Annotated in this window: 8 protein-coding genes; 3 read left to right on the forward strand and 5 right to left on the reverse strand. The window is 70.5% G+C overall.

Annotated elements, in window-relative coordinates; all coding sequences use genetic code 11:
• Positions 1–253: 253 nt before the first annotated feature.
• Positions 254–2,212 (forward strand): hypothetical protein, encoded by a 1,959-nt coding sequence (locus ABZU52_RS13565; protein ID WP_354971351.1) that lies wholly within the window; start codon positions 254–256, stop codon positions 2,210–2,212.
• 77 nt (positions 2,213–2,289) lie between these two features.
• On the opposite strand, the gene pulA is transcribed toward ABZU52_RS13565, so the two are convergent.
• From pulA to ABZU52_RS13590, 5 genes are all read right to left on the reverse strand, one after another.
• Entirely contained in the window at positions 2,290–7,785 is a 5,496-nt protein-coding gene (pulA, locus tag ABZU52_RS13570) for a pullulanase-type alpha-1,6-glucosidase (protein ID WP_354971352.1), read from the reverse strand.
• Positions 7,786–7,895: 110 nt separating this feature from the next.
• Positions 7,896–8,582 carry a cellulose binding domain-containing protein gene (locus ABZU52_RS13575; protein ID WP_354971353.1) on the reverse strand — a complete coding sequence of 229 codons (687 nt, stop codon included), beginning with the start codon at positions 8,580–8,582 and terminating at the stop codon, positions 7,896–7,898.
• 100 nt (positions 8,583–8,682) lie between these two features.
• Entirely contained in the window at positions 8,683–9,363 is a 681-nt protein-coding gene (locus ABZU52_RS13580) for a hypothetical protein (RefSeq protein WP_354971354.1), read from the reverse strand.
• Positions 9,364–9,461: 98 nt separating this feature from the next.
• Positions 9,462–9,851: a hypothetical protein gene (locus tag ABZU52_RS13585; protein WP_354971355.1), complete on the reverse strand. Its 390-nt coding sequence runs from the start codon at positions 9,849–9,851 to the stop codon at positions 9,462–9,464.
• A 37-nt stretch (positions 9,852–9,888) separates the two neighbouring features.
• Positions 9,889–10,746, reverse strand: coding sequence for a hypothetical protein (locus ABZU52_RS13590; RefSeq protein WP_354971356.1), 858 nt, complete (start codon positions 10,744–10,746; stop codon positions 9,889–9,891).
• 19 nt (positions 10,747–10,765) lie between these two features.
• On the opposite strand from ABZU52_RS13590, the gene ABZU52_RS13595 reads away from it, so the two are divergent.
• Both ABZU52_RS13595 and ABZU52_RS13600 read left to right on the forward strand, forming a co-directional pair.
• The gene (locus ABZU52_RS13595; RefSeq protein ID WP_354971390.1) at positions 10,766–10,954 is read left to right on the forward strand and encodes a hypothetical protein; all 189 of its coding nucleotides are present in this window, start codon (positions 10,766–10,768) and stop codon (positions 10,952–10,954) included.
• Between the two features lie 64 nt (positions 10,955–11,018).
• Positions 11,019–11,741: a hypothetical protein gene (locus ABZU52_RS13600; RefSeq protein ID WP_354971357.1), complete on the forward strand. Its 723-nt coding sequence runs from the start codon at positions 11,019–11,021 to the stop codon at positions 11,739–11,741.
• The last annotated feature ends 651 nt before the right edge of the window (positions 11,742–12,392 follow it).

Here is a 12,392-nt window from a genome sequence, read left to right on the forward strand (position 1 = left end):
CGTTTTCCGTCGTCCTGACACCGGTGGCGGGGCCCGCCGCTGTTTGCGCTGCCCAGGACCTTTCTTCACGCCCTGCGCCCCGGTGTATCCACCCCGGCCGACGTGAGGCGAATGCGGGCTTTTTTCGGATACGTCCGCCTTGCGAGGATCCTTCTCATACGGTGTGGATAACAGGCTACAACCCATTTGTAGCTGCTCGTGCCGCTCGGGTGGTACGAGCCCGTCTGGTAGCAGGAAAGGGCGGAAGGCTCTGATGTCCAACGACGTAACGACTCCCGACGGCGGGGCCCCAGCGGCCGCGCCGTCGACTAGGCGACGCAAGCTGTGGGTCGCCACCGGCGTGGCCGGCCTGACCGGCGTCGTCGGTCTGGCGGCACTGGGCGGGCTGGCTGCCCGTGACAACAAGTCCGACGACGCACAGCGGGCCAGCGACTCGCAGGCGGCGCCGAAGCAGAACGTCAGCGATGCCGGCCCGACCGCAGGCCAGGGCGACGGTAAGGACCGGGACGAGCGTGGCAAGGACCGGAACGAGCGTGGCAAGGACCGGGATGAGCGTGGCAAGGACCGGGATGAGCGTGGCAAGGACCGGGACGAGCGTGGCGAGGACCGGGATGAGCACGGCAGGGTGCGGGAGGTGCCTTGTGACGATGAGAAGCTGATCGAGGCGATCGATCTGGCCAACCGGGACCAGGGCGGCACGTTGAAGCTGGCCCCGCACTGCACCTACGAGTTGAGCTTCGCCGACAAGAAGTCCGGCACGGGTCTGCCGACGATCCGGCAGGAGATCACGATCAAGGGCAACGACGCGACGATCAAGCGGGACTCCGAGGACGCGTTCCGGATCTTCCGGGTCGCCGACGGCGGCGACCTGACCCTGAAGGATCTCACCGTCAAGGACGGCAACGCCGCCGAGTTCAAGTACGGCGGTTCGCAGGGCCCCGGCGGTCCCCAGGTTCCCGGCGCTGCGCAGGTTCCCGGCGGTGCGCAGGTTCCCGGCGCTGCGCAGGCTGCTGACGTTCCTCAGGCTGCCGATGCTTCTCCGGCGGCCCCGGAGAAGCCCACGCCGCCGAAGAAGAAGGACGGCGACGCGGACGGCGGTGCGCTGCTGGTCGAGCGCGGCGGCAGCGCCCACCTGGTAAAGGTCGAACTGACCCGCAACAACGCCGAAGGCAACGGCGGCGCCATCGCCAACTTCGGCCGGGTCGACCTCGACGACAGCGAGGTCGAGAACAACCACGCCCAGGAGAACGGCGGCGGCATCTTCAACGTCGGCGTCCTCAAGGTCAAGGGGTCCTCCGACGACAAGGACTGGCCCTCCCACGGCCAGGGCGCGTCCGCCGACGGCAAGAACGAGTCCTCCCACGAGCGGGATCGCGAGTCCCGCATCACCAACAACACCGCCGGCGACAACGGCGGCGGCATCGCCAACGGCCGCGGCAAGAAAGAAGAACACGGCAAGGACAAGGAAAAGAACAACGACTACTGGCCAGGCGTGCAGGGCCGCGACGAGGCCGGCAGCGTGGAGATCTTCAAGACCTTCATCGAGGGCAACACGGCCAACGACAACGGCGGCGGCGTGTTCAGCTCCAGCGGCTTCGTCAAGATCGTCCTGTCGACCATCGTGAAGAACACCGCCTGCGAAAGCGGCGGCGGCATCTACGCCCGCAACACCAACCTCGACCTCGAGAAGGTCACCGTCGCCAAGAACCACGCCAGCAAGGACGGCGGCGGCATCGCCAACACCAGCAGCGAAGAAAAGAAGAAGGAAGACCCGTCCTACAGCGGCGACAACAAGGAACAAGAAGCCACCGCCACCATCACCGACAGCGAGATCGTCGAGAACACCGCCGGACGCTTCGGCGGCGGCATCTTCAACGGCGACCCCGACGTCAAGCTCAAGGAAGGCTTCGAGGAAAACGACGGCAAGGACAACAAGGACGACAAGAACGACAACGCCCGCCTCACCCTGCGGGACACCGAAATCAAGGCCAACACCGCCCTCAACGGCGGCGGCATCTTCAACAACAAGGGCACAGTCACCCTGACCAAGACCCACGTCACCAAGAACACCGCCACCGACTCCTCCAAGAAACACCGAGTCGCCGGCGGCATCCTCAACAACGACGGCAAGGTCCGCCTCGACGAAAAGTCCACCATCACCAACAACGACCCCACCAACTGCGCCGGCACCGTCAAGGACTGCTTCAACTGACCGACGGTCAGCGAACGGATCCACGCAGGGTCCGGCCCCCTACCACCTCGGTGGCAGGGGGCCGGATCGTCGTGGCATCAGTTCTGGACGAAGACCGTCACGCTGCGCGCCGGCACGGTGAACGTGCCGCTCGCCTGGTCGAACGAGGCGGTCCGCAGCACCGGGTCGGCGGACTCCCGCAGCACCGGGTGCAGCGCCACGTTCGCCCCGCGCAGGCCGGTCACCGTCTGCTTCGCGGCCCCAGGGGTGGCGTTGAAGACGACGGTCACCGACTTCCACTTCCCGTCCAGCCCCCGGGCGTCCAGCGTCATGGTCAGCACACCCGGCGTCTCCTGCGCACCGGACAGCGGGAACGCGACCCGCTGCTGCACCTGCTCGGCGGTGGCCAGCCCGAACACCGGCGACGAAGCCCGGATGCGCAGCAACTCGGCGTACCGGGCGTCGGTGGTGTTGATCGCGTCGCAGCCCGGCACCAGCGCCGGGTCGGCCAGCAGCGGCTTCGCGTACGACCACTTGTCCTCGTTGTCGGCCGCAGGGGGCAGACCGGCGCCGAACCCGTTGCCGCGTGCACAGCCCCAGCGGATCTGGTTGAACCAGTCACCGGAGTTGTACGAGTTGCGGTCCAGCGACTTCGACCGCAGCCGTTCGGTGCCGGCGGTGACGAACCCGGTTCCCTGTCCCAGCACCACAGTGCCCAGTGCCAGCACCTGCATCCGGGAACGGTCCGCCGCCGTGGTGGCCTGCGGCAGTTTGTACGCCAACGCGTCGTACAGGATCTCGTTGTCGTGCGCGTCGGCGTAGGTGACGGCCTCGCCCGGCGCCGCGGTGTAGCCGGCCGGAAAGCCGTTGTAGTCGACCTGCTCCCCGGTGACCTGCCGCCCGGCGGTGTCGGTGAACCGGTAGCCGCGCAGGTTGCCGGTGAGCCCCACCTTGATCAGGTCGTGGGCGTGCAGCAGCCGGGCCTTCTGCTCGGCCGGTGACCCGTTGACCGGGTCGCCGTTCGGATCGGTGTAGAGGCCGGAGGCGAAGCCCTGCACCCGTGGGTTGGCGTCGAACGGTCCACCGCCGCGCACCGCGTCGCGCAGCCGGTCGTTGAAGGTGCCGATGCCGGTGCCGGCCATGTTGGCCTGGGTGGCCTGCACGAAACGGGCGTCGTTGGCGACCTCGCCGAAGGTCCAGCCTTCGCCGTAGAGCAGGATCGACCGGCCGTCCACGCCGTCGCGGGCGACGGTCAGCTTGTCCAGGGCCTTGCGGACGGCCAGGATGTTCGCCTTCGGGTGGTGACCCATCAGATCGAACCGAAAACCGTCCACCTTGTACTGCTTGGCCCAGGTGACCAGCGAGTCGACCACCAGCTTGCCCATCATCGCGTGCTCGGGGGCGGTGTTGGCGCAGCAGGTGGAGTTGGCCACCGTGCCGTCCTCCAGGAGCCGGTGGTAGTAGCCGGGCACGATCTGGTCGAGCACCGACTTCGGGTCGGTGCCGGCCGCCGACGTGTGGTTGTAGACCACGTCCATGACCACCCGCAGCCCGGCGTCGTTGGCCCCGGCGACCATCCGCCGGAACTCGGAGGTGCGCGCCGCACCGGCCGGGTCGACGGCGTAGCCGCCCTCCGGCACTGTGTAGTGCAGCGGGTCGTACCCCCAGTTGTAGCCGTCGGTTTCGGCGACGGCCGCGACACACTTCTGCTGCTCGGCCGAGTCTGGCGGGAGCGCCGCCAGGTCGCAGGCCGGCTGGCGCTGGTCGGCCCGCTTCTCCGGAATGGTCGCGAAGTCGAACGCCGGTAGCAGGTGCAGGTGGGTGACCCCGGCGTCGCCGAGCGCCCGCAGGTGGGTCATGCCGGCGCTCTTCGGCTCGGTGAACGCGAGGAACGTCCCCCGCCGCTCGGCCGGCACGGTCTCGTCGGCGATGGAGAAGTCCCGCACGGACAGCTCGGTGATCTGCGCCTTCGCGGCCGGCACCGGTGCCGGTTTGCGCAGCGTGCGCCACCCGGGAGGGGCCAGCGCCGGGTCGTTCAGGTCGACGAGTTGGCTGTGCGTGGAGTCCGCGGCGAGGGCCACCGAGTAGGGGTCGGTGACCGACGCGGTGACCACCCGCTGCGCCGCCGGCTGCCACGCTTGCACCTCGTACCGGTAGAACTTGCCGGTCCAGGTGTGGTCACCGCGTACCGACCAGACGCCGGTGCGGTCGTCGCGCCGCATCGGCACCGTCTTCGGCGTGGCGGTGGGCGAGTCGAACAGGTGCAGCGCCACGCTCCGGGCGGTCGGCGCCCACAGCGCGAGGCTCGGCGTCCGGCCCGCGAAGGTGGGCCCGAGGGTGGCGTCGGCCGCCCGGGAGTACAGGTCGTCGAGCACGCCGGGGATCTGCACGCCGGTCGCGGCGAGCAGCGCCCCCTCGGCGTCGCGTTCGGTGACCAGCAACTGCCCGCGCAGCGCCGCCGGGACCTTGGCCAGCGCCGTCCGGTCCAGGGCGAAGCTACGGTACGACCACAGGTGCGGGAACCTGTCGCGTTGGGCCTCGGTGAGCCCGTTGCGCTGCGCCCGCAGCGGCAACGTGGTGTACGTGCCGGTCAGCTCGCCGTCGACCACGCTGACCCCGCCGTTGGGCGCGGCGACCAGCGCGTACGTCTTGCCGTCGGTCGGGGGTGTCTGCCACGCCACGGTGGACCTGTCGATCCAGTGCGCCTTCTGCTTGCTGATGTCGGTGTCCCCGCTGGCGGTGGTGGCCGTCGACGGCAGCAGGCGGCCCGGCGTGCCGGCGAGCAGCCACACCTCCCGGCCGGCGCTGGCGAAGTCGAGCCGCTGGTCGTCGGGCAGGTCCTTGGTGTCGCCCCGGTGGATGATGTAGTTCAGGCCGGTGGCGTTGGCCGCCAGCGGCACCCGGAACACCGCCCCGAATGCGTCAGTCCTCTCGGGCTTCAACGGCGCGGACCACTCGGTCGGGTTGGCCGCGCCGTCCCACAGGTGCAGGCCCCAGCCGTCGTAGTTACCGTCGGCCCGCCGGTAGTGCAGCACGGCGGTGCCCTCCTCGACCGGCGGGTCCGGCTCGCCGGTGGCCGCCTGCCTGGTCGGGTAGATCGCCGGGTCGCCCTGCTTGAGCCAGACCTCACCGGTCTGGGTGACGTCGATGCTGCGGTCCTGGGCGACGTCCTTCGTACCAGCCTTGTCGACCACCAGGAAGTTCGCCGTCGTCGCGCCCGGCTTGAGCTTCACCCAGGCGAACCGGCCGTAGGAGTCCTCCCCGGCGAACGGCTGCCCCTTGGGCCACTCGGTGACGTACGCCGGGTCGATGTCCCCCCAGGCGTACAGCCCCCAGTCGTCGTACCCGCCGGCGGGCCGCTGGTAGTGCACCACCGCCCACTCCCGGGAGCTGCCCGGCGCCGGGGTGCCGACGGTCGCGGTGGACCGGGCGGTGGCGGTCCGGCCCCGGCCGTCGCGGACCACCGCCTTGTACTCGACCCGGGTGCCGCCGGCCAGGCCGGTCAGGTCGTGCTGCACGGTGTACGGGGCGTGGTCGGCGCTGCCCAGCAGCGTCCACCGGCCGCCGGCCACCCGGGCCGCGACGGTGACGGTGGCCAGTGGGTCGCCGGTCACCGTGGCGGTGACCGCTGCCCGGGTGGCGACCAGCGCGTCCGGGGCCGGGCTGGTGATGGTGATGGTCGGCTTGTCGGCCGCCGGTGCGATCGGGCTGCCGGCCCGGTACACCGCCGCCGACAGCGGCGGCACGGTGAGGGTCAGTTCACCGTCGTCGCCGGCCCGGGTAGCGCCCGAGCCGCCGTAGATGCCGGTGAAGGTGGCACCGGCCGACCAGGTGTCCACCGTGACAGTCTGCGCGGTGTCGGCGTTGTTCACCGCCACCACGTACTCGGTGCGGTCGGCCGGGGCGATCCGGGAGGCGGCGAAGACGCCCGGCCCGTCGGCCGCGTACCGGGTGACCTGCACTCCGTCGCGCAGCGCCGGGTGTGCCTGGCGCAGCCGGCCCAGGTCGGCGATGGTCCGGTACAGCGGGTGGGCACTGTCGAACTGGTCGCTGGCGTGGGTGCGGTCGGTGCCGAGCAGGTCGTCGTCGAGGTAGTCGGGGACCTTCGACGCGAACATGTCCTGGCGGGCGTCCTTGTCCCCACCCGGGCCGGTGAAGCCCTGTTCGTCGCCGGAGTAGACCACCGGCTGGCCACGGGTCAGGAACATCAACTGGTGGGCGAGCTGGTCGCGACGCAGGTGGCTGGCCGGGTCGGTGCCGCCATTGGCGATGAACGAGCCGATCCGGCCCATGTCGTGGTTGCCGAGGAAGGTGGTCAACCGGCCCGCGTCGGTCTCCCGGGCCGCGTAGAGGTCGTCGCGGGCGTACACGTCGGCGAGTGCCTTCGCCGAACCGGCGCCCGCGGTGAATCCCCGCGCGGCCTCCTGGAAGGCGAAGTCGAGGGTGGCCGGCAGGCCACCCTGCCGGACGTAGCTGGAGCTGATCTCCGGGTCGGCGCTGTACACCTCGCCGAACATGAAGAAGTCCTTCTTGCCGGCCTTCTCGGCGGCCCGCTCGATGCCCTGGCTGAACTGCGGCCAGAAGTCCATGTTGACGTGCTTCACGGTGTCCAACCGGAACCCGTCGACGCCTGTCGCGCCGATCCAGTCCCCGTACGCCTTGGTCAGCCCCCGGACCACCTCGGGACGCTCGGTCCACAGGTCGTCGAGGCCGAAGAAGTCGCCGTACTCGCTGTTCTCGCCAGCGAAGGTGGAGTCACCCCGGTTGTGGTACATGGTGGCGTCGTTCAGCCAGGCCGGGACCTTGACGCTCGCGTCCTTCGGTTCGGCGAACGTGGGCGTGTACGGGAAGGACTCCCTGTCGACCGGCGGGAACGCGCGGCTGCCGTCGGCGTAGTTGCGGTCCTCGAACGCCCGCCCCTGCGCGTCGGTGTACGGCGAGGTCGCCTTGTCCACGTAGGCGTACTTGTCCTCGGCGTACTTGATGACGTCGGCGGTGTGGTTGACGATCACATCGAGGTAGATCTTGATGCCGCGCTGGTGGGCGAGCTTGACCAGCCGCTTCATCTCCTCCATGGTGCCGAAGTGCGGGTCCACCTGGGTGAAGTCGGTGATCCAGTAGCCGTGGTAGCCGGCCGAGATGTCGTTGCCGGTGCCCTGCACCGGCCGGTTCTTGAAGATCGGGGCGAGCCAGATGGCAGTGGTGCCCATCCCCTGGATGTAGTCGAGCTTGTCGATGACGCCCTTGAGGTCGCCGCCGTGGTAGAAGCCTTTGTCGGTGGGGTCGAGGCCGGTCTGCAGCCGGTCGCCGGTGAGGCCACCCCGGTCGTTGCGGGGGTCTCCGTTGGCGAACCGGTCCGGCAGCACGAAGTAGAACTGCTCGGCTCGGGCGGAGTTGCCGCCGGCCTTCAGCAGCGCCTCGGCGGTGGGTTCGTCGCGCCACTGGGTAGCGCCGCCGGTCGCAAGTGGGGCGCGATCGGACAGCTGGGGGCCCGCGGCGGCGGGTTGCACGGCGACCGGAGCGCCGACGAGCGTGATGGTGAGCAGGGACGCAAGGGCCAGCAGGGCGGTACGCGGTATCGGCGGGGGTTTCATCGACGCCTTCCTCTGGTCGCTGATTGGCCGCACGCTAACCCTTGCCGAAACATTCTGCAATACCTTGCAAACATAGTCGCAACAAAGCAGCATCCTTGCGGAAGCGCCAGTCAGAGCCCGCCGCAGCGCACCCCGTCCACCGTGCACTCCCGAGGTGTGTGCGACGCCCGCTCCATGTGGAACCGCAACGACACCGAACCGCCGGGCGACACGTCAACCCCGCTGACGTACGTGAAGCCGTCGGCACGCTGCTGGATCGTCCCCTGCGGGACGCCCTCCACCCAGGCGGTCACCAGCCGCCCACCGGAGAACTCCAACCGCACCGTCCACCCACGGCTCAGCGCGGATGTGTTCACCATCGACACCTCGCCGATGAAACCCCCGTCGAAGCTCTGCACCACCCGGTACCGCCCGGTCATCGCCGGCTGCGCCGCCCGGCTCGGCGACCCCGTCGCCGTCGGCCTTCCGGTCGGAGCGACAGTCGGGCCGGCCGACGGTGAACCGGAGCCAGTTGCGGCGCTCGGCGGCAGCCCGCTCGCCCGCCCGGACACCCCCGGCCGCGCCGGCACCGGAGACGGCACCGACGTGGGCACGCTCGGCGCCACCACCGCGGACGGCACCGGCAGCGCCGGCGGTTGCGCACCGTCCGGCGCGGGGCTACGTCCCCGGTACGCGCCCAGGGCCACGAAGAGCAGGACCACCATCACGACGACACCGGCACCCACCACGATCCAGGGCGACGTGGCGATCGCGACCGGGCCGTGCGGCGGGCGCGGAACACGGCGCATGCCGGACATGTACCTCCTTCAGCGAACCGTCCGCGCAGCGTAGCGATCGGCGGCCGGGCCGGGAAGCCTCGGCGGCGCGACGCCCCCGGGCCACCGACCCGACTCCAGCTCAGCCGATCCGGCAGTCGACCCCGTTGATCGTGCACTTGAGCGGTCGCTGCGCCGACTCACCCCAGCCGACGCGCAGCCGCAGCGTCCGAGAGTCACCCGGTTCCAGCGAACGGGTGCCGCGCAACACGAACTCCCCGTGCCCGCGCCCCCGCACCGAGACGCCCGAATCATCAAGAACTCGCAGAGCCCACGTGTCGTCGTCGAACGTCAACTCCACCTGCCAGTCCACCGACCGGCTCGACTTGTTGGCGATCGACAGCACCGCCGCGTCCCCGTCCCAGCCGTTCGAACCGACCTGGTACCTGGCGCTGACCGTGCCGTCCGCCGATGCCGTCGGCGCCGTCAGGGCGCTCGTCCGACCCGAAGTCGGCGAGGCGGTCACGGTGGCCCGCGGCGACGGCGTCCGGCTACTACGCGACGGGCGCGGCGACGCCGAGCGCCGCTCCACACCGACCGGGGTCGGCCCACCGGTGGCCGACGCGGCGGCCGGCACGGTCGGCAGGAACGCCGGAGGCGCGGCCTGCGACGGGGCGTCCCGCTCCCTGGTCCGGAACGACAGCAGCGCGACCACCAGGAGCACCACCAGCGCGCACACACCGAGCAGCACCACGATCCACGGCACCGACGCCAACACCCGCGCCGAACGCGAATCTGCCGCACCCTCCGGCCGCACCGCCATCAGGTCTCCCCTCGTCCCCCACCGACGCGACAGCGTAGCCAGCGCCGCACGGACCGGAAACCGGGCGGGTACGGATCGGGCCGACCGGCCCCGGTCGGTCAGCCCGTCCGGACGACCGTGCAGATCAGTGGTCCCTCATCCGAGATACGCAGCAGGTAGCGGTACCGCTCGCCCGGCACCGCCTGCCCCCGACTGTCCAGGAACTCCCACTCCACCGCCACCATCGTCAGCAGCGCGGACACCGGCTGCACGTCCCCGATGCGAGCATGGGCCGCGACCAGTTCCCGGTCCTGGTAGTCGGGCGCGGCACCCACGAAGGACAGCGCCACCGCGGCCGCGGACGTGAACGAGAAGCTGTAGGTGTCGGCCACCACCAACCCCGGCAGGGCGTAACAGCCGGCGATGGCCGGCAGATCGCCGGAGGTCAGCGCCACGCCGTACCGGTCGAAGAAGTCGGCCAGCGTGTCAAGATCCGTGGAGGCGTTCACGGTCACAGCAATTGCCGGTCATCGCCCAGGTCAAACCTCAGCGCGGGGGCACCCGAACCTCGATCTCCGAACCCAACCGGGCGTCGGCGGCCAGGCCGAGGTCGTCTCCACTCCAGAACCGCCCCGGGTCATACCAGTTTGGACGCCGGCCCGCCGGCAGCAGACCCATGGCCTCATAGGTCACCGCCACCACCTCGGCGCAGTACGCCGTCTCCAGCGCCCGGTCACGCTCTTTCGCTGATCCGGCCGGACTGGCGGCCCTGGTGGAGCCCGCCGACCCGGTCGGGTTGGGTGAGTTGGCCGAGCCGGTCGCGTTGGCCGCGTTGGGTGAGCCGGTCGCGTTGGCTGCGCCGGTCGCGTTGGGTGAGTTGGTGGGGGTTGGCCGGGGGGCCAGTGCTGGCCAGCCGGGGCGCGGCAATGCGGGCAGCCTGATCGGGCGCGCCAGCGCGGACAGCCGGCCGGGACGTGGCAGCGCCGGCACCCGACCGCGCGCCCAGCGCCACGCCAACTGGGCGGTCGACGGGAACGGCGTGCCGTCCAACCGCGCGATCGTCCGCAGCACCGCCCGTTCCATTTCCCCGTCGGCAGGCGGGTCGAGCTGCCGCAGCCAGGCCCGTTGGCCGTACCGGTTGGCCCACACGCAGACCGCGTCCCGCAGGTCGTGCAGCTGGACGCCCCGCTGGTGGGTGCCCGACCACAGGTCCGGCAACGACCTGCCCAGCTCCGCGTGCCACATCAGCGGCGGCATGTCGTCCAACACCACCGCCATTCCGACATGGTTCACCGGGCTGTTGGTGGTGAACTGGATCGCCCGGTCCGGCGCGCTGCGACCCCGGAACACCCACACGTCACCGGTGCGGGTCAACTCGACGGCCTCATCCAGGCTGATGCTCATGAGGGTCTAGCCTAGGCCGATGCGGCAACGAATGCGGTGGTGGAAGGTTCTCGGGCTGGCCGGTCTCGCCGGCGTCGCGGCCTCCGGCGTGGTCATCGCGCGGGCCGAACGGCGTCGACGCGCGTACACCCCGGAGGAGATCCGGCAGCGGCTACTGGAGCGACACGCCCAGGCCAGCGACGCCGCGAAGCCCAGCGACCCGGCCTGACAACCGTCCCCTGTAGATCGTCGTCGGGTCATCCGGGCCGATTGATGATCGATACCATGGGCAGATGACGACGCCCGTAGCGCAACGGCCCTTCGTCCTGTCCACTCCGGCCGCGCCGGTCGAACGACACGGCAACGTCGACCTGCACCTGCCCACCCACACCGGTCCCGCACCCGCAGTCGTGGTGGTGCACGGCGCTCCGCTGCCGCCCGACGCACCCGACCCTCGCGACTGGCTGCTCTACCGCGGCTACGGCGCACTGCTCGCCGCGAGCGGCGTGGTCACCGCGCTGGTCAGCTACCAGGTGTCCGAACTGTCGGCGCTGCCCGCCGCAGCCGACGACATCGCCGCGATGGTCGAGCAGGTCCGCGCCGATCCACGGGTCGACTCCGAGCGGGTGGTGCTGTGGTTCTTCTCCGGCGGCGGCCTCTTCGCGGCCGACTGGCTCCGCGTCCCGCCGCCCTGGCTACGCGGGATCGCACTGACGTACCCGCTGCTCATCCCGTTCCCCGGTTGGGAGGTCGACCCTCGGTTCCTGCCGGTCGAAGCCCTCGAATCCGGCACTGGCGTGCCACTGGTGCTGACCCGGGCCGGCCAGGACATCCCACCGGTCCTGGCCGGCATCGACGCGTTCCTCCCGGCGGCAACCGCCCAAGATTGGCCGATGCGGGTGATCGAGGTGCCGGACGGGCAGCACTCCTTCGACATCCTCGACCACGGCCCGCAATCCGAGACAGCCGTACTGGCCGCCCGCGACGCGGTCCTGGAGCTACTCGACGCGACCTGACCTGCGCTGTGCCGTTTCCAGGTGGCGCGCCCGCGCATGATCGTGCTCGATCCTTGTTGTAGCGGCCTCCTCCGCGTGGGGAGGGGCCTCTTTCCTGGATCGAGCACGATCATGCGGCGGTCCGCACGGCGCGCTGCCTCCTCGCCGGTTTACCAGGCGCTCGGGCTGGGCCTCGGGTGGTTGTGGGCGTCGTACGCGGTGAGCGCCTAGGTTCGCGACCTGTCGGGTTCGTTACGGAATGTCAGGTGGTTGGGGGTACCTCGGTGCGAATCGGGGGCCGGGCGGGCGAACGGGCGCCGCCGCCTCCTGGCCGGACTGGGCCGCACGACCCTTTGCCCCTTCGGTCGGGGTACGCACGAACCCCGCAGAACAACATGATCCACTCGGTTTTCATGGTGTCGGGGTATCCCCGGCACCCGGACACCGCGACTTCCAGGAAGCCGAGTCGATCACCCCGTGATGGCCGTGGTGTCCGGTTGGCCAGGTCAGCGGGGTGGGTGGATTGTCGGGTTTGGCCTGGGGTGTCGGGTGGTCGGGGCCACTCCGGGGGCGGAATCGGGGGCCGGGCGGGGTCGTTATACCTGGCACGCCACCGCGACTGTCCAGGTCGTGAGGCGCGGCAGCCGCCGGGAACACCCGACCGGCCGCCCC

The sequence above is a fragment of the Micromonospora sp. NPDC005220 genome, from assembly GCF_040607895.1.
In the GTDB taxonomy this organism is placed as follows: Bacteria; Actinomycetota; Actinomycetes; order Mycobacteriales; family Micromonosporaceae; genus Micromonospora.